This is a genomic window from Pedobacter borealis DSM 19626, from assembly GCF_000708285.2.
Taxonomy (GTDB): Bacteria; Bacteroidota; Bacteroidia; order Sphingobacteriales; family Sphingobacteriaceae; genus Pedobacter; species Pedobacter borealis.
In genome coordinates, this window is sequence record NZ_JAUG01000086.1 from 1 (window position 1) to 22,089 (window position 22,089).

The 22,089-nt window shown below is 39.6% G+C and carries 14 protein-coding genes; 2 read left to right on the forward strand and 12 right to left on the reverse strand.

All coding sequences use genetic code 11. From position 1 onward, the window contains the following. Window positions 1–496: 496 nt before the first annotated feature. From AW17_RS18690 to AW17_RS18740, 11 genes are all read right to left on the reverse strand, one after another. Window positions 497–1,051, reverse strand: a complete 555-nt coding sequence (locus AW17_RS18690) for an RNA polymerase sigma factor (RefSeq protein WP_029278862.1) — start codon at window positions 1,049–1,051, stop codon at window positions 497–499. Window positions 1,052–1,303: 252 nt separating this feature from the next. Further along, window positions 1,304–3,130: an alpha-amylase family glycosyl hydrolase gene (locus AW17_RS18695; protein ID WP_051691962.1), complete on the reverse strand. Its 1,827-nt coding sequence runs from the start codon at window positions 3,128–3,130 to the stop codon at window positions 1,304–1,306. A 157-nt stretch (window positions 3,131–3,287) separates the two neighbouring features. Beyond that, window positions 3,288–4,664, reverse strand: a complete 1,377-nt coding sequence (locus AW17_RS18700) for an MFS transporter (RefSeq protein WP_029278864.1) — start codon at window positions 4,662–4,664, stop codon at window positions 3,288–3,290. A 106-nt stretch (window positions 4,665–4,770) separates the two neighbouring features. Further along, window positions 4,771–6,591 (reverse strand): alpha-amylase family protein, encoded by a 1,821-nt coding sequence (locus AW17_RS18705; RefSeq protein WP_245235104.1) that lies wholly within the window; start codon window positions 6,589–6,591, stop codon window positions 4,771–4,773. A gap of 20 nt (window positions 6,592–6,611) precedes the next feature. Beyond that, window positions 6,612–8,930, reverse strand: coding sequence for a glycoside hydrolase family 65 protein (locus tag AW17_RS18710; RefSeq protein ID WP_029278869.1), 2,319 nt, complete (start codon window positions 8,928–8,930; stop codon window positions 6,612–6,614). Window positions 8,931–9,031: 101 nt separating this feature from the next. Next, the gene (gene pgmB / locus AW17_RS18715; RefSeq protein ID WP_051691963.1) at window positions 9,032–9,730 is read right to left on the reverse strand and encodes a beta-phosphoglucomutase; all 699 of its coding nucleotides are present in this window, start codon (window positions 9,728–9,730) and stop codon (window positions 9,032–9,034) included. A gap of 91 nt (window positions 9,731–9,821) precedes the next feature. Further along, window positions 9,822–11,738: a glycoside hydrolase family 13 protein gene (locus tag AW17_RS18720; RefSeq protein WP_083488771.1), complete on the reverse strand. Its 1,917-nt coding sequence runs from the start codon at window positions 11,736–11,738 to the stop codon at window positions 9,822–9,824. A gap of 64 nt (window positions 11,739–11,802) precedes the next feature. Further along, window positions 11,803–12,819, reverse strand: coding sequence for a SusE domain-containing protein (locus AW17_RS18725; RefSeq protein ID WP_029278874.1), 1,017 nt, complete (start codon window positions 12,817–12,819; stop codon window positions 11,803–11,805). Window positions 12,820–12,839: 20 nt separating this feature from the next. Further along, window positions 12,840–14,429, reverse strand: coding sequence for a RagB/SusD family nutrient uptake outer membrane protein (locus tag AW17_RS18730; protein WP_029278876.1), 1,590 nt, complete (start codon window positions 14,427–14,429; stop codon window positions 12,840–12,842). A gap of 14 nt (window positions 14,430–14,443) precedes the next feature. After that, window positions 14,444–17,419, reverse strand: a complete 2,976-nt coding sequence (locus AW17_RS18735; protein WP_029278878.1) for a SusC/RagA family TonB-linked outer membrane protein — start codon at window positions 17,417–17,419, stop codon at window positions 14,444–14,446. Between the two features lie 433 nt (window positions 17,420–17,852). Further along, the gene (locus AW17_RS18740) at window positions 17,853–18,866 is read right to left on the reverse strand and encodes a LacI family DNA-binding transcriptional regulator (protein WP_029278880.1); all 1,014 of its coding nucleotides are present in this window, start codon (window positions 18,864–18,866) and stop codon (window positions 17,853–17,855) included. A gap of 293 nt (window positions 18,867–19,159) precedes the next feature. Here AW17_RS18740 and AW17_RS18745 point away from each other — a divergent pair, with 293 nt between their 5' ends. Further along, entirely contained in the window at window positions 19,160–19,519 is a 360-nt protein-coding gene (locus AW17_RS18745; RefSeq protein ID WP_029278891.1) for a response regulator, read from the forward strand. A 186-nt stretch (window positions 19,520–19,705) separates the two neighbouring features. On the opposite strand, the gene AW17_RS18750 is transcribed toward AW17_RS18745, so the two are convergent. Next, entirely contained in the window at window positions 19,706–20,059 is a 354-nt protein-coding gene (locus tag AW17_RS18750) for a DUF6717 family protein (protein ID WP_029278893.1), read from the reverse strand. Between the two features lie 65 nt (window positions 20,060–20,124). On the opposite strand from AW17_RS18750, the gene dinB reads away from it, so the two are divergent. Beyond that, window positions 20,125–21,225, forward strand: coding sequence for a DNA polymerase IV (dinB, locus tag AW17_RS18755; RefSeq protein ID WP_029278895.1), 1,101 nt, complete (start codon window positions 20,125–20,127; stop codon window positions 21,223–21,225). Window positions 21,226–22,089 lie beyond the last annotated feature (864 nt).

Below are 22,089 nucleotides of genomic sequence, written 5' to 3' on the forward strand. Positions count from 1 at the left end.
GTCCAGAGAAAGCGATTGAAATTGCAAAAACTATTTATTCATTGAAGGTTCTTAATCCATTAAATAATGAAGTGGTCGAGCAAACTTTAATCTTGAATGAAGAGCAGAAATACTTAAGCCAATTATTCAACTTTTGAAACTGGGTGTCCCAGTGCGGAAGACAGGAAAAAGATTGGAGTGTATAACGGGACTACAGCACCTACGGAGACAGGAATGCTCGTTTTCAAAATATAAAATCCACTATCTCAAACTGGCAGGCTGTGAGGATAGAAAGGCTTTAGAAGTTTTAAGTATTAATTTTTTAGGCGTTTTAACACGCTATCCGCTGTATCTTTTGGCTTTCCTTTTACGGGCTCAGGATGACACCAAAAGGATGCCGCTCCTATCGTTAACGCAGATTTTCTGCCCAAATCAGAAGTTTATAAAGGAATTGAACTAATTGCAAAAGATCTCTCTATTCCGCTGCCCTGCAATCGAGATGACGAAATGCGGAGATTTACGCATTAAATTCTTTTCTCAGGATTTTAAGCGCATCGTAAATGGTGTTATAGGCTGTTTTAATGGTCTGATTGCTTTGCTCGGCAATCTGCTCGTAACTTAACCCATCAAAAAACTTTAGATGTATGAGCTGTTTTTGGCGAAAGGTTAATTTTTCTAGCGCATTTTTGAGCTGATGTTGCACCAGTTCGTCGCTTTGTACCTTAACAATAAACTCTTCGTAGCTCATTTCCATCCAATCGCCATCGGCCCCTGCATTAAAAAGTGCATCGTTAATTTTACGCTTTCTTTCTAATATTCTGAGCAGTTTGCGTTTAAGGAAGGTACGCAGATAGGCTTCAACATTATCAACACGGGTTAGGCTTTCGTGTTTCTCCCAAATGGTGGTAAAAACAAGGTCGGTAGCTTCACTTGAAGTATCGGCATCGGCACAAACCCTGATCCCGAAATTTACGAGCGGGTAATAAAGTGCCGAATAGAGATCAAAAAACGCATCTTTATCGCCAACCCGTAACCGTTCCCATAATAAGTGATGCGCTAGTTTACTGTTCATTAACCTGTTAGTTGTTATCGCAATATTAACTAAAAACAACAAGATTATTACTTAGAGATTGGGAATAAATCTATTAGTGTGCCTAAGATTTGAGAAACATGAGAAGCCTTTAGCCAATTTCTAAACCGCTAAAAAGACTACCGGTAGAGATGGAAAGTTTAGTCTAGACCTCGCAGGTTTTAAAAACCTACGAGGTCTGTAAATTAGATTATTTTAAAGCCGTTCTACTAAAAACGTGATATTCTCCTGGTGCTAAAGTTCTGTTATAGCTATTATGCTGCTTCCAACTGCATCGACCCAAGTTCCTGATGAACCAAAATCTATACTGGCCGTCTGGCTCACCACATCAAAATTCCCAACCACTACAACCGTATTTGTGCCTTCGGTTAATTTAATGTATTTGATCCCACCAACAAGACTATAGGTTGAGCTTGTTGAATTAAAAATGGTATTGTTCTTTTTCAATCTGATAAATTTAGCGTAGGCATCGTACAAAACTTTACGGTTTGGATCGGCATAATAATCCCATTTAATCGGTTTTTCTCCCGTTCTTCCATTAAAATCGATGCTGATATCGTACCCGAGTTCTCCAAACTGCCAGATCATTTTTGGCCCGGGGATACTCAATAAAAATGCGGCTGTTAATTCTTCTCTTTTTAATGATGTAGCTAAATTTCCTTTAATTACATAACTACCTGAAGCATTTCCATAGCTGATGTTTTTAAAATTCAACCTTTCCTCATCATGACTTCCGCCATAGTCAACCAAATTCTCCGACTTGGCAAAACCATGATTGGCATAAAAACCCCATTGAAAATTAGACCCGTCTAACCAACCCATTGTGGCTTCGTTCATGTTGTAATTCATGTTGTTCCAAAGCATCATTCCGTCGTCGGCCAAAACTTTTTCTTCTGCTTCCTCAGCAAAGTGCTCCAAAATCACATAAAAATTAGGATCTAAACTTTTGATAAAACCATTATAGTCTTTCCAAATCCCAATCCGCTCGGCATCGTACAATCTAAACTGGTCATCACTAGTTGACGATTTCTGTGTAAATCCTTTCGACAGGTCAAAACGGAAACCATCAATTTTATATTGCTGCATCCAAAATTTCATAACATCTTTTGAGAATTTTTTAGTAGCCAAACTTTCATGGTTAAAATCATACCCCACATTAAATGGATGTTTTGCATCAACATTAAACCATGGACTTGAACTGGTAGGTTTCGAACCATCAAAATACAATTGCACCATTGGTGACTGACCAAAGGAATGGTTCAACACCATATCTAAAATCACAGCAATGCCACGGCCATGGCATTCATCAATGAAATTTTGCAAAGCTGTTTTAGTCCCATAATATTTATCGGGCGCAAAATAAAACGACGGATTGTAGCCCCAGCTTAAATTCCCTTCAAATTCGTTTACCGGCATTAACTCAATTGCGTTTATGCCCAAACCGATCAGATAATCGAGTTTGGCCAGCGTTGAGGCGTAGTTATGATCGGTGGTAAAATCGCGGACCAGCAATTCGTAAATGACCAGGTTATCTTTAGCCGGACGGGAAAAACTGGTGTTTTTCCAGGTATAAGTTGGCTGATTGGCCTGCATTACACTTACAATTCCTGCTGTTTTACCTGTTGGATAAGCTTTTAAGTTTGAGTACGTTGCTGCAGTAATGTATTTATCATTATCTGGATCGAGTATTTTCTCACAATAAGGATCGGCAACTTTTAAGTTTCCATCTACATAAAACTGATAGGCATATTCCGTATTCGGGTTTAAATTATCTACCTGAATCCACCAATAATTTCCATCTGGTGTATTTTTCATAGCTAGCGTTGTGGTAGACCAATCGTTAAACTCTCCAATTAGCGAGACTGACTTTTTACCTGGCACATACAATGTTACTATTGCTGATGTTCCGTTGTTGATAAATACCGCGCCATCTCTCGCCCCGGCAGGTAAAGCTGCTGTTTGATTTGTTGGCGTTGGCTCTATAACACTATCTGTTGATGCTTTTTTACAGGCGCTATTAAAGGTTACTACCAATAGCAACAGATAAATTATTTTTTTCATTTGGTTAGGGATTTTATGATTTCCAGGCACAGTTTATCTCCTCGGTCTGTGTCTCCACAGACCGAAATATTATTTTTCTATCGGTCTGTGGAGACACAGACCGAAATGTTGTTAGTGGTCTGTGGGGACACAGACCACGGAATAAATCATGGATTTATTACACCGATCTATTTTCTTCTACCTCAAGTTTAGCCGTTAAGACTTCGTCCGTTTTCTTAGGTTCACGGATAAATACATAACAGATTATAGCAGCCAGAATCATTAAACCTCCACCCAATTGAACGGCTAAAAGTCTATCGTTATTTAACACATTCCGCATTAGCCAACCAAAGCCTAAGGAGGCAATAATCTCTGGCAGTACGATAAAAAAGTTGAAGATGCCCATGTAGATCCCGATTTTATCTTTGGGCAGAGAACCGCTCAGCATGGCATAGGGCATAGAAAGTATACTGGCCCAGGCAATCCCCACACCTGTCATGCATAAATACAGCATATTTTTATCGTGCACCCAGGCTACGCTAATTAAACCGATGGCTCCACAGATTAAACAAAGGGCATGTGTGGTTTTACGGCCCAGCGCATCGGCAATTTTTGGCAGCACCAGTGCGAAAAGAAAAGTAATAACACTGTAGTACGCGAGGGTTAAACTTCCAAAATCTGCACCATGCGCATAAACCGGATCAGCAGCATCTTTTCCACCAAAAACATTCACGGCAACAGCTGTGGTATAATAAAACCACATTAAAAACAAGCCTGGCCAGGTAAAAAACTGAACCAACGAAACAATCTGCATTCTTTTTGGCATATTCCTTAAGGCATGAAAAATTTCTCTTGCACCACCACCAAAACCTTTATTGCTTTCTTTCACTTTTTCTTTAAAATCTACATCCTTAGGTGGGTATTCTTTAGTGGTAAAAACCGTCCACAATACCGCGGCAAAGAAGAAAAAAGCGCCGATGTAAAAAGAGAATTTTACATTTTCAGGAATACTCCCCTGTTCTGCGGTATTGGTTAAGTGGAATACATTGTTCATAATCCATGGCAATGCTGATGCCACACTCCCCCCCAAACCAATCATCATGCTCTGCATAATGAACCCGCGGTTAACCTGACTATCGGGTAATTTATCGGTAACAAAAGCACGGAAAGGTTCCATTGCAATATTCCCAAAAACATCCAGAATCCAAAGTAAACCAGCGGCCATCCACAGCACACTGCTATGCGGCATAAAAATTAATGCAATACTGCTTACAATGGCCCCGATCATAAAATAAGGCCGTCTTCTACCCCATTTAGGGTGCCAGGTACGGTCGCTCAGGTAACCAATAATAGGTTGTACCAATAAGCCGGTTAAGGGCGCGGCCAAAAACAATAACGGAACCTGATCGGGATTGGCGCCAAGGTTTTCGTAAATACGACCCATGTTTGCGCGCTGTAAATCCCAACCGAACTGAATCCCAAAGAAACCAACGCTCATGTTGATGATCTGTACAAGTGTTAATTTCGGGTTCTCGAATACTGTTTTTAAGCTCATTTTGCATTGTTTAAGCGCTAAGCGCAGGGCGCATGGCGTTATATATTTTGATTATACAATTAATGTTCAATCGCTAACCGCACGCCGCTTGACGCACCACTAGTGGTTAAAACGCTATCACCTGTGCGCTAACGGGTGTAAGGGTTACGGGTATACTTGTTCCTGCCGGGATATTTAATTTTCTGTCTGTTAACAGGTCTGTAACCGGAGCTGAATGTTTAACTTTTAAAATCTGATCAGGGATTTCGATATTGGCGGTTAAAGTTTCTGTCCGATCAAAATTGGCCACTACCAATAAACGCTGTTTGCCCGAGTAACGGATAAACGCATACATACGGTTATTCATATTTCCTGTAACGGGTACCTCATAAATCCCGCCATTTATTACCGCATCGCTAGTTGAAGTAACTTTTAATAACTGTTGGTAGTAAGCACGTAATTTCTGCTCGTTTTCACTTAATTGTTTACCATCAAAAGCACCATTATTCATCCATTTCTGGTGATTGGGAACACCCCAATAATCAAAAATAGTTGTTCTGCTGTCGTCGCCGCCAAATCCTTCCTGCCCTTTTCCGGGTTCGCCAACTTCCTGACCGAAATAAAGCATCACAGGACCTGAGCCCAATGTTGCCGAAACAACCATTGCAGCTAAAGCCAGTTCAGCTTTGCCCGCAAATCCTGCTGATGCAATGCGTTCCTCATCGTGGTTTTCTAAAAAGCGCAACATGTGTTTGCCAAAACCAGCACTTTCTACCTGCCATACATGTTTAATCGCAGCCACATCTGCAGTTGGTTCATTTCTGATCAGTTTTTTAAGTCCGTCGTACAAACCCACTTTATCATAAAGGTAATCGAATTTACCTTCGTCTAAATATTGTTTGTAAACTTTTGGATTGTAGGCTTCGCCAAGAAAAATTAAATCAGGATTCACTTTTTTTACCTGCGGAATTACCCAGTTCCAGAATGCGATAGGTACCATTTCGGCCATATCACACCTAAAACCATCAACTCCTTTATTGGTCCAATAGGTTAAAATATCGCGCATTTTTAGCCAAACTGGCGGAATGGGATCGAAATATTGCTTTTCGCCATTCTGGTAATCTACGCCGTAATTCAGCTTAATGGTTTCATACCAGTCGTCATATTTAGGCTGCGCAGAAAATACATTGTTACCGGTAGCTTTTGCAGGGTTTTCATTAAACTTACCATCCTGTAAAGCGGAAAGTGGTGTTTGCTTTGCTCCACTGGTTGGCACTGCAAATGGCTGACCAGGGTTATAATAAAAATCATTTCTGGCACTAAAAGCTTTGGTTACATCATCCTGGGTACCAAAATCGATTACATTTTTTGGTTTTGCATAAGAGTGGTAACTTCTGGCTACGTGATTGGGCACAAAATCGATCAGCACCTTCAGGTTTTTAACATGTGTTCTTTTCACCAGTGCTTCAAACTCCTTCATTCTACTTTTAACGTCAACCGCCAGATCGGGATCTACATCGTAATAATCGCGGATGGCGTAAGGCGAACCCGCTCTACCCTTTACCACATCGGCATCATCAGGCTTAATCCCATAGGCAGAATAATCGGTTAAACTTGCGTGGGCAAGTGCACCTGTGTACCAAACATAATTAACACTGAGCTCTTTTATACCATCTAAAGCTTTATCGGTAATATCATTAAACTTACCTGAACCATTTTGTTCGATGGTACCGTAAGGCGTATTTGTGCTGTTTTTATTCCCAAATAAGCGGGGCAATAACTGATAAATAACGATCTGTTTATCGTTCATTTTTGTACGCTGTTTTTGGGCAAAGGATGCTGATGAAATAAGTAAAAAGAAAATTGCCATAATATAGGCTACCGCATTAAGATTGCTTCGTTCCTCGCAATGACGATCAGTCGAGGCAAATCTCCATCCGTTTTCCATTTTACATTTTACCTCTACAATCATACCAACGCTGCGTTATTTACTTCAATTTCGGTATTTCCGGCCAATTTATAAAACTGGTTTCTGATACCGATTTCTAAATCAATGGCTGCATTGTTTTTAATGCTGATACCGTTCTCGGTAATATTAATCTTTAAGGTAGCCCCTCTAAAGCCGATGGTAAACGAAAAAGATTTCCATTTGCCTGGCAAGAAAGGATTAAACTGCAGTTTCCCGTCGCGCACACGCATGCCTGCAAAACCCTCTACCACACTCATCCAGGTTCCCGCCATCGAAGTGATGTGCAAACCATCTTCGGTATCGTTGTTATAATCATCCAGATCTAATCGGGCGGTACGCAAGTAGAATTCATAAGCACGTACCTCGTCATTCAATTTCGCCGCTAAAATGCTGTGCACACAAGGCGACAATGAACTTTCGTGTACGGTACGTGGCTCATAAAAATCGAAGTTGCGTTTCAACGTATCCAGATCGTAATCTTCTTCAAAGAAATATAATCCCTGTAATACATCAGCCTGCTTAATGAAACACGAGCGTAAAATCCTGTCCCAGCTCCATTTTTGATTAATTGGACGTTCGCTGGCAGGAAGATCTTTCACCAAAGTTTGTTCTTTATCTAAATATCCATCCTGTTGTAAGAAAATGCCCAGTTTTTCATCTTGTGGATAATACATTTTCTCGATGATATCGGCCCAGTCGGTAAATTCCTTTTGATCGAAATTTAAGCTTTTTAACAGACTGTTGTATTTTTCAGGCTGCTGTGCTTTCACTACTCCGGCTGTCTCGGTTGCATATTTCAAACACCATGTAGCCAAAATATTGGTGTACCAGTTGTTGTTTACATTGTTTTCGTATTCATTTGGTCCGGTTACCCCAAGCATTACATATTGCTGTTTATCATTGCTCCAGTTAACGCGTTGTTTCCAGAAACGGGCAATACCGATCAATACTTCTAAACCAAAGTCAGACAGGTAGCTTTCATCACCTGTGTAACGGATGTAATTGAAAATGGCAAAAGCGATGGCGCCATTACGGTGGATTTCTTCGAAAGTAATTTCCCATTCGTTATGGCATTCCTCACCGTTCATCGTTACCATAGGATACAATGCTGCACCGTCTTTAAAACCTAATTTTGCTGCATTTTCAATCGCTTTGCCCAATTGTTTATGGCGATAAATTAACAGGTTTTTGCTTACTTCCTGCGGAGCAGTTGCCAGGTAAAACGGCACACAATAAGCTTCTGTATCCCAATAGGTTGAGCCTCCATATTTTTCGCCAGTAAAACCTTTCGGACCAATGTTCAACCGGTCATCTTTACCGGTATAAGTTTGAAAAAGCTGAAAAATATTGAAACGGATAGCCTGTTGAGCCGAAATATCACCTTCGATAATGATGTCACTTTCTTCCCACTTGCTTGCCCAGGCTTCAGTTTGTTCTTTTAACAAGGTATCGAATCCTTTAGCAGATGCTTTGGCAATTACCGATCTTGTTTCTTTTAAAAGTGATTCTTTCGGGTAATTTTCTGAAGATAAATTCGCTGCGATTTTAACCAAAGTGATCTCTTCATTTGCTTTAACATCAAGAGAGATAGTTTGTCCCACAAATTTCTCTTTGCGGACAGCCTCAGGATTGATGTCTAATTTCTCCGCATTTTTATACAGTTCAATATTACTCCCGGTACAAACCTCAAATTCAGTTTTCTTAGTTCTTAATTTAATGTAAGCTTCTGTTCCAGAAATTTCATCTGCAATTTTATCCCAGAATTTTTCGTCGTAGTTACTGTCCTGATTTTTAACATCGCCATCAATAAAAGGCGTTAATGTTAATTTACCATCGAAATTTAATGGCGTAATGCTATAACGGATGGCGCCAACTTCATCATCGGCGATGCTGCAAAAACGGGTTGATTTAACTTTTAATGTTTTACCGCTTTTTAATTTTGCCGTGAAGGTGCGCTCCAGATATCCGGCATGCATGTTTAGCACGCGTTTAAAATCGCTTACCTCAGCTGTTGCCAGATCAAGGATTTCCTCATTTATTTTTACTTCGATACCTACCCAGTTAGCCGCGTTCAATACTTTTGCAAAATATTCCGGATACCCGTTTTTCCACCATCCCACACGGGTTTTATCTGGATAATAAACACCTGCAACATAATTCCCAAGTAAGGTTTCTCCGGTATAAGTTTCTTCAAAATTGGCACGCTGGCCCATACGGCCATTACCCAAGCTGAAAATACTTTCCGAAATTTTATTTAAATGTGGATCAAAGCCTTCTTCGATAATATTCCACTCATCTGCTTTAATGTAATTTTTCATAATCTAGTATCAAGTAGCGAGTAACTAGTATCAAGTAATTAGTATTGTGTATCAAGATAAATTCACTACTTGATACATTCTACTCTATACTTGATACTCCTTTACAACGCCTCTAAATCTTTAACTGTTAATTTGTCTAATCCGCTTACCACCACATCTGCCTGGCTAAGCACGCTTTTTTCGCCGATACCGATGGCTTTCATTCCGCCTCTTTTTGCAGCTTCTACACCGGCAACAGCATCTTCAAAAACCACGCATTCATCAGGTGCAAAACCTAAAAGTTCGGCTCCTTTTAAAAATACTTCAGGATCGGGTTTTGATTTGGTGACCATGTTTCCATCAACTATTTCATCGAAGAAATGAGCAAGGTCTGTTTTCTCTAAAATAATCCCCGAGTTTTTACTTGCCGAGCCCAGGGCCAATTTGTAACCGGCCTTATGAATCGCTGTTAAGAAATCAACCGTTCCCGGTAAAACTTCGGCCGGTGTCATTTTAGTAATCATATCTACATACCAGCTGTTTTTTAAACTGGCGAGTTCTTCTTTTTCGGCATCGGTTTTATCTACACCACCCCAAACGAGAATCTTATTTAAACTTTCTACGCGGCTAACGCCTTTCAACTGTTCGTTCTGCTCTTCTGTAAAATCGAAACCCATGGTATTGGCCAAACGTTTCCAGGCTTTATAATGGTAAACTGCAGTATCTACAAGTACGCCATCTAAATCGAAGAGACAGGCCTTTATTGAGGTAGAAGGCGTAAGATTGAAGGCAGAAGGTTCTATATGACTATTATTTTGCATCTTTATTATAATTTTTAGTACGTATCAGGTTTCAAGGCGTAGCATTTTTTTGGCAAGTGGCAATTACCTTCCGCCTTAAACCCTCAACCTTCTACCTTAATTCGAGCACCAAAGTGGTCTTGGCTGGCACTGTTATATTTTGAAAATTGATGTTTTCGCCGGTAATTACATTTTTGGCAGTTGTAATTCCTGCCGTTCTTTCGGCAAAGCGATCGGTATTTAATGTTTTTTCTTTTTCAGTGTTGTTTACAATAACCATTACTGTTCCTTTTGGTTCGGCATTGTAGCGGAAATAAACATAAATATCATCTTGCGGTACAAACTGCATCAATTTACCCGTTTGTAATGCTGCGCTGTTTTTGCGAAAATTGGCCAATGTTTTAACAAAATTGAAAGCTTCATTTTCTTTGCCTGTACGGCCATCGGCTATAAATTTGTCCTTTTTATCACCTTCCCAGCCGCCAGGAAAATCGGAACGGATCAGTCCATCGGGATTGGAAAAGTTTTTCATTAAAATTTCTGTTCCGTAATACATCTCGGGAATGCCCCGCATGGTTAAGAGAATACTCATCCCCATTTTGTATTTATCGAAATCTTCGCCAACCATTGAATAGAAGCGGCTCATATCGTGATTATCTAAAAAGATGCAGTTGGTATTTGGGTTTTTATAAAGAAAATCGTGTGCTAAGGTGGCATACAAACGATTAATTCCGTCTACCCAACCGTTTTTGCCGTTTATTCCTTCGTAAATTGCATCTTTTAAAGTGGCATCGGTAATCCCTTGCAAATGGGTATCAAAACCGCGGTTAACCGTATTGCCACCAGTAAAAAAGGCCTGGTTCGCCACAGCAGTTACCAGTGTTTCGCCAAAAACAGATAAGTGCGGGAATTCTGCCTGAACTTTTACAGCCCAATCGGCCATATAAACCGGATCGTTATATCCGTAAGTATCTAAACGTAAACCATCAATACCAGCATATTCGATCCACCAGATGTGGTTTTGAGTCAGGTAATTCTGTACATAAGGATTGGTCTGGTTTAAATCGGGCATTGAAGGCACAAACCAACCATCTAACATCTGTTTACGATCTGCCGCAGCGGCGTGTACATCCATCACGGTCTGATCGCGGTAACTCGTTTGCGTATATTTTGGCCATTGGTTTAACCAGCTTTTCATCGGTAAATCTTTATAAAACCAATGTTGGGTGCCAATGTGGTTATGTACAATATCTTTAATCACTTTTAATCCTTTACCATGGGCAATCTCTACGTACTTTTTGTAAAGTGCATTTGTTCCATAACGTGGGTCTATTTTATAATGATCGGTTACCGCATAGCCATGGTAAGAAGCCTGTGGCATATCGTTTTCTACTTCTGGTGTCATCCAAACTGTAGTTACACCCAAATCTTTCAGGTAATCGAGGTGGTTAATTACACCTTGTATATCGCCACCATGGCGGTAGTACATGCTATCGCGGTTTAATGCAGTTTCGGTTAAACCCTGAACCACATCGTTGCTTTTATCGCCGTTCGAAAAACGATCGGGCATGAGCAGGTAAATGAAATCTTTGTTGGTTACGCCCTGAACCCTGCCCGCACTTTTATCGCGGTTTTTTAATTCGTAAGTGTAACTGAATATCTTTTTGCCTTTTACAGAAAAGTTGATCGGGAAACTTCCGGATTTTACGGTAGCAGCAATTGTTAAATCGAGGAATAAATAATTCGGGTTTTCAACTTTGTTAACCTTTACGAGTTTCACCCCTGGATAGGTTAAGTCCACTGTGGTATTGGCAATGTTTTCGCCATGAACAAGTAGTTGTAATTTAGGATTGTGCATGCCTGTAAACCAGAACATTGGTTCTACCCGTTCCAGCTTTTGGGCAAACAGATTGTTTGTTAGAAAAACAACCAGTAGGGTAAAAATGGTTGTTACCCTTTTAAAAAAGGAAGTATTAGTATGATTATGAATTGGAAACGGATAATTTGGATGGGTATGAGATCTGTTCATGCTAAAACTTTAAAGATTTTTAAAAAGCCCCGCAGTATGTAACTGCAGGGACAGATAATAAGGATTAGTTTTTAACCATTGTAGCTTTTTTAGCGGCTACATCTAAAGTAATGGTATAAGTTCCAGGAACGGTTACGGCAATGTTATCGCCATTATTGGTTAAAGCAGTTATACTACCACCGAGATTAACTGTCCAATCATGTTTGAACCTGAATTTCAATGCACCAGCAGTTAAGGTTGTTTTAACGGAGTAATTATTTGATTTTCCATCATTTACCACTTTCATGTCGGTATCATTGTTCCAGCCACCCAAAGTTGCGTCTCCAATAATCGACCATTCGTTCGGTGTTGAAAAAGCTATGGTTTTGGCATTTAAATCAACGGTTACCTGTTTTACTATGGCATCTGGCGATTTTAAGTTATCGCCTGCACTACTGCTGATTTTACCCGAACCGGCATCGCCATAGGCAACATCCCATTTTTTGGCAGGAGTGATTTTAAACTCCAGGTTTCCGGCGGTATAAGCAATCATTCCGGTATAAATACCATTGCTTGATAGTGAAATTAAACTGTCAGCAGTAGCAGGATCCCATCCTTGATAAGCCCCTGGAACATAAATCCATGCTGAAGCCAAATAAGGTGTAGCGGTTAAAGTGATCACGTTTGAGTAAGTTAAATCGTTTACGGCCGCACCCGATTTCAACCTTACTTCAACCTGGGCGGCAACGCCAACTTTTCCACCTAAAGCCAAAATCATGTTGTTGATTTCGGTTACGGTTGGTGCATAAGTTTTTGAGGTAACCACTATTTCTTTTGGAGCAGCAAAGTTAGTGCCCTTTAACGCGAACTGTAAGGTTGAGTTTACTGGCACCACATAACCTGATGACGTAGCCAGTGGATAGCTTAATGTTAATGCGGCCTGCGCACCATTTGCCTGTACCAAACTCAATATATTGGTAGAAGCGGTAAGTGTGCCTGCTGCCCCAATAATTGAAACCGTTTGTGTTTCGTCTTTTTTACACGACCAAAGCGACAGTGCTACAAAGCAAAAGGCCAAGGTTTTGAAAAATATTGATTTCATATCTTATTAAAATATTAAGATTAATAACCTGTGTTTTGAACCAGATTCGGATTGGCAATTAAATCTGCCGCTGGAATCGGATAAATGTTGCGGTAGGCAGGAATAGATGTTCCGGCTTTAACCCCACCTTTAAATGGCCATAAGTAAGTACCACCGGTAAATTTACCATAACGCACCAGATCGGTACGGCGGTGACCTTCCCAGTATAATTCGCGGGCACGCTCATCCAAATAAAAATCGACGGTTAATGCAGCTGGAGTTAGATTACCTGATGCATTGCCATAAGCACGTTGACGTAAGGCATTAACATATTCGAGCGCTTTTGCGGCATCACCACCTGAACCACCACGGGCAACTGCTTCCCCGTAAATTAAATACTGTTCGGCCAAGCGGAAAATTGCAAAATCCAAAGAGCTGAATGTTCCGTTTAATGATGGAGGTATGGTACTGGTACCAATAATGTTTTTAAATTTTGTAACACGCAATCCATCTGTAAATACGCCAATTTCATCAACTGTATTTTTTGCACCGAAGAAAGTACCACGTTTATCTAAAGTTCCATTTGCATCTGGAAATAATGCAGGCAAATTCTGACGGGTCCTGTTGCCGCCCCAACCGCCGTTCGGCACACCATATGATGCTGTACCCATATCGGCATTAATACCTGCATTGATCAGGAATGTGGTGCCTCCATAATTGGTACCTGTTACTCCATCATAGTTAATGGTTAAAATATTCTCGGTATTGTTAATGTTATTATCCGCTTTAAAAAGATCCATATAATTGGATTTTAAGCTATAACCCGCAGCAATCACCTTGCCCGAGTAAGTAATGGCTTCTGTATATTTTGCAGTTCCGGTATACACCTGTGCATTTAAATATAACCTGGCCAATAAAGCCCAATCAGCGCCTTTATCTGCACGGCCATATTCGTTGCCACGCGCATTGGCTAAATCACCCTCAATTGCTTTAAGTTCTGATTCGATATAACTAAAAAGGGCAGCCCTTTGGATCTGCTTTGGGGCTACTTTACCGATTTCATCATTTTCGGTAACAAAAGGAGGATTACCAAAGGCATCTAAAAGTACCCAATATTGATAAGCACGTAAAAACCGGGCTTCTGCACGGTATCTGGTAATATCTGCAGCGTCGGTACCTGTAATGTTGCGTGAAGCCAATTTATCGGCTGTACTTTCGCGAAGAAATTCATTACAAACCGTAATCTGTAAAATACTTCTTGAGTATAATCCCCTTAAAAACTGGTTATCCACACTTGGTGTACCATAATCCAATTCCGGAATACCGGTATCTCCCCAGGCACAGATCGCCTCATCGGTTACCAGCTCTTGTGAAGTCCAGAATAAACGTAGGAAATCTGCAAAACCCGAGTTCAATCCACCGATATCACTATTATCCGATCCTGTAGAACTGGTTAATGCATAAGCCGCATATAATTTAACCAAACCTTGTTTATACCCTGCCGGAGTAGCATAAACGGTTGCCGCAGTAACATCATTGGTGGGCAATACGTTTAAATCTCCTTTTTTGCATGAATTTAATGACAACAATAAAACACCTGATGCCAATATTATTTTAAATGAGTTTTTCATTTTTTGTCTCCTTATTAAAAACCAACATTAAAACCTAAAGTATACGTGCGCGGACGCGGATATAGGTTATAATCAATACCACCGCTCAACTCAGGATCTATACCATTGTACTTGGTTACGGTAAAAACATTCTGGCAGTTTGCCGATATCCTTAACGTGGCTGTTCCGGTTTTAGATAACTTGCCGGCGTTGTAAGAAATACCTGCATTGTCCATTTTCAGGAATGAAGCGTTTTTAATATAATAATCGCTTAAGAACTGGTTGTTCTGGAAATTGGTTGCCAGAAAATCTGTTGATGCATTGTTGATTACACCTGCCGGACTTAAGATATTCGCTCTGACACCAAAGTTTGATGAAACGTTATCATATATGTAGTTACCAAAGTTAGCCCTAAGCGACGTAGTAAAACTCCATTTCTTGTACGAAAAGGAAGTATTGAAACCCAGGGTAATATTTGGATCAGGTGATTTATAAAAATACTGATCGCTGGTATTGATCACGCCATCTTTGTTCAGATCTTCATAAACACCTTCTAAAGGTTTTCCATCTGCGTTATACACTTGTTTGTATACGAAAAAAGATCCGGGGATTTGGTTAACGGCATTATATTTTAAGGTAACACCGGTACCACCTGTAATATCGCCTGCACCAACTTTCGAAGCAGGATCGGGATTTAAGGTTAAATTGGTTACTTTTCTTTTGTTGTATGCAATGTTTACACCAAAATCCCAGCTGGTGTTTTCGGTTTTGATTGCCGAGAAGTTTAAGCTTCCCTCAACACCTTTAACATCCATATTACCCACATTCGTTGTTAACTCGTTGTTAAAGTTCGTACCTACGGGAATATTGATTTTGCTTAAAAGATCAGAAGTCTTTTTGTAATACACATCGATACTTCCGTATAAACGGCCTTTCATAAAACCATAATCCAAACCTGCATTATAGGTGGTAGTAGTTTCCCATTTCAGATCAGGATCGTAAGCTGCCGGAGTATAATAGTTGTAAAAAGTATTGCCGATCTGGTATTGGCCCGTATTGCTATTGGCATAATATTTAGATAGGTAATCATAATAGCCGATACCATCTTTATTACCTGTTTGACCGTAACTTAAACGGAGTTTTAAATCAGAAACCGATGAGCTGTTTTTCAAGAAATTCTCGTTTGAAATTCTCCAGGTAAAAGCAGCTGAAGGAAAATAACCCCAACGGTTTTGCGCTGCAAATTTTGAAGAAGCATCAGCCCTTAATGTTCCAGATAAAATATATTTATCTGCCAAAGTATAAATAAACCTTCCGTAGTAAGAAAGCAATTTATCGCGATCGGTAGAGAAAGGAAAAACAGGCGTTACCAATGCTTCGCCAGTACCTTTATAAGAAGTAAAGTTGAAACCGGTTTTTGAGTTATCATAATATCCGTAACCTGCAGTTACATCAAAACGGCTTTTAATGCTCTCTACAGTGTGTGCATAGTTTAAGTAAAACTCAGAAAGTTTGTTGGTTTCTGTATTCAAAGAATGGGTGTATGAACCTAAAGTTGAAATACTTTGTGCAGCATAAACCGGAATACGAACATCACCGTAGCCCTTGGACAGATCGTAACCTAAATTTAAATTAGCGTGCAATTCTGGTAAAAAGTGGAAAGAGTAATCGAAACGTGCGTTACCAAAACTTCTTTCGGCATTACCATTGTTATCGTTCAACCTGATCAAACCTACCGGATTGCGCGGTGCATTCGGATTTACTGTACCATCGCTTCTTAACCATTCGAAATAGTTACCAAAGCTATTGTTTGCATTTACTGATTGTGTTGGATCGAACTGGATAGCAGCACCAACAGCACCAGCATTAGCAAAATGCGATTGAGTTAATGCACCTTTTAAGTTTAAATCGATTTTTAAATGATCCTGGAATAATTTTGGCGAAATGCTGATTGCACCTGTTCCACGAGAAAAATGATCGGTAATCAAAAGGCCTTGCTGATCTAAATAACCAGCAGAAACACGGTAAGGAACACCTTTAAATGAGCCTGCAATGCTTAAACTGTTATCAGTTGAAAATGCGTTCTGATAAATTTCATCCTGCCAATCGGTATTTGAACCGCCCAGTAACGAAGTAAATTTTTTACCATCGTCATAACTTGCATTTGGGTTCGCATTTACGAAATCGCGGATCTGTCCTGAAGACAGGATATCAACCTTTTTAGCAACCGTAGCGATAGAATTGTTGGTACTAAAATTAAACACCGGTGCGCCTGATGCACCTTTTTTGGTCGTAATTAAAATTACCCCGTTCGATGCCCTCGAACCATAAATGGCTGTTGCATTTGCATCCTTTAAAACGGTAAAGGTTTCGATATCGTTCGGGTTGACCAATGATAATGGGCTTGGCGCATTACCAATAGCGTTACCGCTGAAGGGAACCCCGTCAATTACGATAAGAGGATCGTTACTTGCATTTAATGATGCCCCACCACGGATACGGATTTGGCTACCTACTCCAGGTTGACCACTATTAGAGATAATGTTAACCCCTGCTACTTTACCTTGAATTAATTGTTCAGGCGTTGTAATCGTTCCTTTTTGGAAATCTTTGGCACCTACTGTGGTGATTGATCCGGTTAGGTTTTTCTTTTCTGCAGTACCATAACCGATCACCACCACCTCGTTCAGTTTTTGTGCATCGGGTGCCAATTGAAAATTAACAGTAGCATTTGCTGAAATGCTTACGGCTTTATCAAGGGTTTGATAACCGATAAAACTTGCAGATAACGTTATCGAACCATTCGATAAACCTGCCAGTTTATAATTACCATTAGCATCTGTTGATGTACTTCTTGTTGTTCCTTTTACAACTACAGAAGCGCCAGGTAATGGCAGGCCGGTTTCATCAAGCACTTTACCAGATACCGATCCGGTTTGTGCTTTTACCATTAATGCTGAAAAAACTAACAGCACCAAAAGCCCCTGTTTTAACAGGTAAAATACTCTCATATTTGAAGCTCGTTTAAGTATAAAAATTTGGTTAAATATTATAGTGATTTACACATATGCCTAATTTACAGCTGTTAATGATATTTCAAAATTTATTTAAAAAATATATTTCGGGCCAAAATATCAACAAGAAAATCAATGTAAAAATCAGCTTTTCGCCACAAATAAAAATCTATATTAAATAATTTTTAAATTTTCAATAACCTGATAATCAATAAATTAAAAATGTTAAATTTTAATTTAAAGTGTAAATATTACACTAAGTCATTTTTGAAGCTTTTTTCGGGAACGTTCCCGAAAAAATTGAGGCAAAATTTAGCACTTCTTCGGGAACGTTCCCGAAAATTGGTCAGAATTCTGCTTATTTTACACTAAGTGACAAAAATTTTTGAGAATTTTAAGCTAAAAATCTCCACCTTTTTAAGGGCTTTTTTTACCCGTTTATGGTCGAATTCCGCTTGATAATTTTAGACTCTAAAACCACCTCATTTGGTAGATTCTTATCGGCATGATCATCTAAAATAGTAAACAGTAATTTAGCTGCTTCCTCTCCTATTTCGGTAGCGGGTTGAGTGATTGTAGTGAGTGAGGGATTTAACAAAGGAGCAATTTCCAAACTGGAGAAACTGATCACCTTTAAATCTTTGGGGATGTTGATATTGAGATCGTAACATGCATAGTAAGTGGCAAAGGCCAAACGTTCTACTGAGGTAAAAACACCATCCGGTTTTAATTGCGTTAAAGCCTCTTTAATGATAATGCTATTTTCTTCGTAACTGTTACTGCAATCAACGATCAGATTTTCTTCGAAAGGAATCTGATGTTTAGCCAATGCATCAAGATAGCCCTGCATACGTGTTTTACCTATCGATAAACTTTTATTCACCACCAGGTAGGCAATTCTACTGCAGCCCTGCTCTATTAAATGCTCAGTTGCCAGAAAACTGCTGTTATAATCATTTGTAATTACCCTTGGCGTATCAATATCTTCGTAAATCCGATCGAAAAACACCAAAGGCAACCTTTTACTTCCAAATTTATTGAGGTAATTATGATCGTTAGCTTCTCCTGAAACCGACATTACAATACCATCTGCCCTACCATTGTGCAAATGGCGGATAAAAGTTACTTCTTTTTTATAATCATCATCCGTTACGTAAATCAGAATATGGTAACCGTTTTCTCTGGCTACACGTTCAATACCGTGAATGGCCTGTGAGAAATAATTATTGGCCAATTCGGGTACAATAACGGCAATGGTTTTACTTTTTTGCTCCCTTAAATTACTGGCGTAGTGATTGGGCTGATAGTTTAATTCTTTTGCCTTGGCTAATATACGCGCTTTGGTAGCCCCATTAATGTCACTATTATCCCTAAAAGCCCTCGAAATTGTAGAAGTAGATAAATTTAAAGCTTCTGCTAACTTCTTAATATTAATACTATCCATTTTTGGCTATAAACCCAATTAATTTGAATAAACGCTGTAAATATAAACTATAATTCTCCGAAATATTTTATAAGCTTTAAAATTATGCATTTCACGTTCAATTTATAAGCTTGGCATCCGACTATGAAATCCAGGTGCAAAAGTAGTTGATCAACCCATTGCTAAAATTGTCTAAATAGATATTCATTTTTTTAAAACAAAAAGCATCTTTACCGCTTTAATAATTATACGCTCTTAATCATCTTCTCATTTACCGGTTGAAAAACAAAACAATATGAAATAAAATTTACAAAATGGGAAATAAAAAAATACTCATTGCCGATGATGATGAAGGAATTGTTGATGCTGTGACGATGATTTTGGAAGTGATGGGTTATGATGTTGAATTTACATATGATGGCGGGGCAGTAATAGACGCGGTAAAGAATAAGCCTGATCTGATTATGCTCGATATCTGGATGAGTGGACACGATGGCAGGGATATATGCAAACAGCTTAAAAACGACCCTCAATTTAAGGAAATCCCTATTTTAATGATCTCGGCCAGTAGAGACATCAGACAATCTGCGCTAGATGCCGGTGCCAATGATTTTATGGAAAAACCATTCGAAATGGATTCGTTACTTAATAAAGTAGAGGTATTGTTGGATTAGCTCGATACTACCTAGAGCCGTCACCCTGAATTTATTTCAGGGTCTTTTGTATGATGATTCTATTTGGCAAATTAATAATGATGAATCAATATTAAAAGAATTGCAGTTAAATGGATCCTGAAACCAGTTCAGGATGACGAACACAATGAATAAAACCCCAATATCCTAATTTCTTAATGATCACGCTTAACTAATCTCCTTAAAATAAATCCGTTCAGGCAATTGCTTAAAAACAAATTCCGTTACATGGCAAAGCCAAAGTTTATGGTTCTTAAATTCTCCTCTAAATTTTTCTAACAGATAGTCGCCACCACCGCCCAAATTCTCTTCCCGGGTATAAACAAGATCTAAAATTTCGGCATTTTCAATAGGCGCATCAGCCATCAGTAATTTGCATTCATCCCCGGCAATCGCTATCCAGTTCAATAATTCATCGGCACCCTCTACCATTTGCAGATCGGCTATATCTCCTCCCCATTCAGGTATATCGGCATACCATTCGTGCTTTGCATTTTTATAAAAACGAATTGCTCTCTCCATATTTTGTAAAGAAAAAAAATCTAGATCAATAATCCTGATAAAAATCACGAAATTTAGATCATTGCATGTCTGATTCAACTCTACCGGTTTTAAGAAAAATAATTCATATCGATATGGATGCTTTTTATGCATCTGTAGAGCAACGCGATTTCCCTGAATACCGGGGAAAGCCCTTAGTAGTTGGTGGCAAGCCCGATAGTCGTGGTGTGGTTTCTACAGCCAGTTACGAAGCGCGGCAATATGGAATCCGCTCGGCAATGTCGAGCAGTAAAGCTTACCAGCTTTGCCCGACAGCAATTTTCGTATACCCACGTTTTGATGCCTATACCGCGGTTTCAAAAGCGCTTAGGGAAATTTTTAGCCGGTACACCGATATTATAGAACCCCTTTCGTTGGATGAAGCTTACCTTGATGTAACGGAAGACAAGCTCGGAATTGGGTCGGCTATTGATATTGCACAATCGATTAAAGATGCCATTAAAAATGAGTTGAATTTAACAGCTTCGGCAGGCGTATCGATCAATAAATTTGTGGCCAAAGTAGCTTCAGATATGAACAAACCGGATGGTTTAACTTTTATTGGTCCATCGAAGATTGAGGCTTTTATGGAAAAACTACCGGTTGAAAATTTTTTTGGGGTAGGCAAAGTTACCGGCGCCAAAATGAAGGCCATGCAGATTAATACAGGTGCAGATTTAAAAAAATTGACAGAAGCCCAGCTTGTTGCCCAATTCGGGAAATCGGGAAGCTTTTATTATAAAATTGTTCGTGGTATTGATGAACGTCCCGTTCAGTCGAATCGCGAAAGCAAATCAGTTGGTGCAGAAGATACCCTTTCGGAAGATACCAATGAAGATTCGGTGATGCACGATCTGTTAAAACAGATCAGTGAAACCGTGGCCAAACGTTTGGAAAAATATCAACTAAGCGGAAAAACGGTAACCCTAAAAATAAAGTTCGCCGATTTTAAACTCATTACGCGCAGCCGGTCTTTTGCCCAACCAATAAACAAAGCAGAGGTAATTTATGCCGAAGCGATTAAACTTTTGGAAGAGGCAGCTATCGGCACAACGCAGGTGAGGCTTTTGGGCATTACCTTATCGCGTTTTTATGATGATGTAGAAATCGAAAAGCCAGAAAGTAATCAGCTGGAGTTTGAGTTTTGATCAGATAAATCATCATTGCGATGCGCTATTTCAGCCGAAGAAGTAATCTTACAACAAACACTATGATTTTATTTCGGTCGGTGAGACACCAACCGATAGGATAAATTGTCTATTTGGTCTGTGGGGACACAGACCAAGGAATAGGGACCAACGGCCTCCAAGAACCACAGGCCAACCATTTCCTAATTTAATAGATCTCTCTTATAATTTGTCATTCTGAATTTTATTTCGGTCGGTGAGACACCGACCGATAGGATAAAAACACCAATTTTCATTTGAAGCGCAAGGCTGGTACAAACCAATAAATTCCTTCCCGTTTTACACTTATACGCTTCGCTTCCTCGTACCTCGTTGCTGCAGGGTAACGCTGCAACCGGGGCTAAATAATTAAGACAGTGTTTCATTTTCGGGGCTGCAAGTGCACAAACCATTGTTCCTAAACCAGATTGGAGCGAACACGATTGCAACGGAGTAAAGCGTAAAGCGGGACCAACGGCCTCCAAGAACCACAGGCCAACCATTTCCTAATTCTAATAGATCTCTCTTATAATTTGTCATTCTGAATTTTATTTTGGTCGGTGAGACACCGACCGATAGGATAAGGAATAGATTGCTATGGCCAACCCTACATTAAGTTTATGCATTTTTCCATTCGTGCCGTCACCCTGAATTCATTTCAGGGTCTTTATAGCGGGAAAGATGCTGATCCCGAACATTCCTATCGTGTGGACACATCTTTATATGTGTCCCATCCTTCTTTTGCTGCTCTAAAATACCTTAGTCCGATCCATAGGGTTGTTATTCCTGGTGTCCGCTTGCTTTCATAACCTTTCCAACCTCCCAATCTTGCCAGTACCCATACAT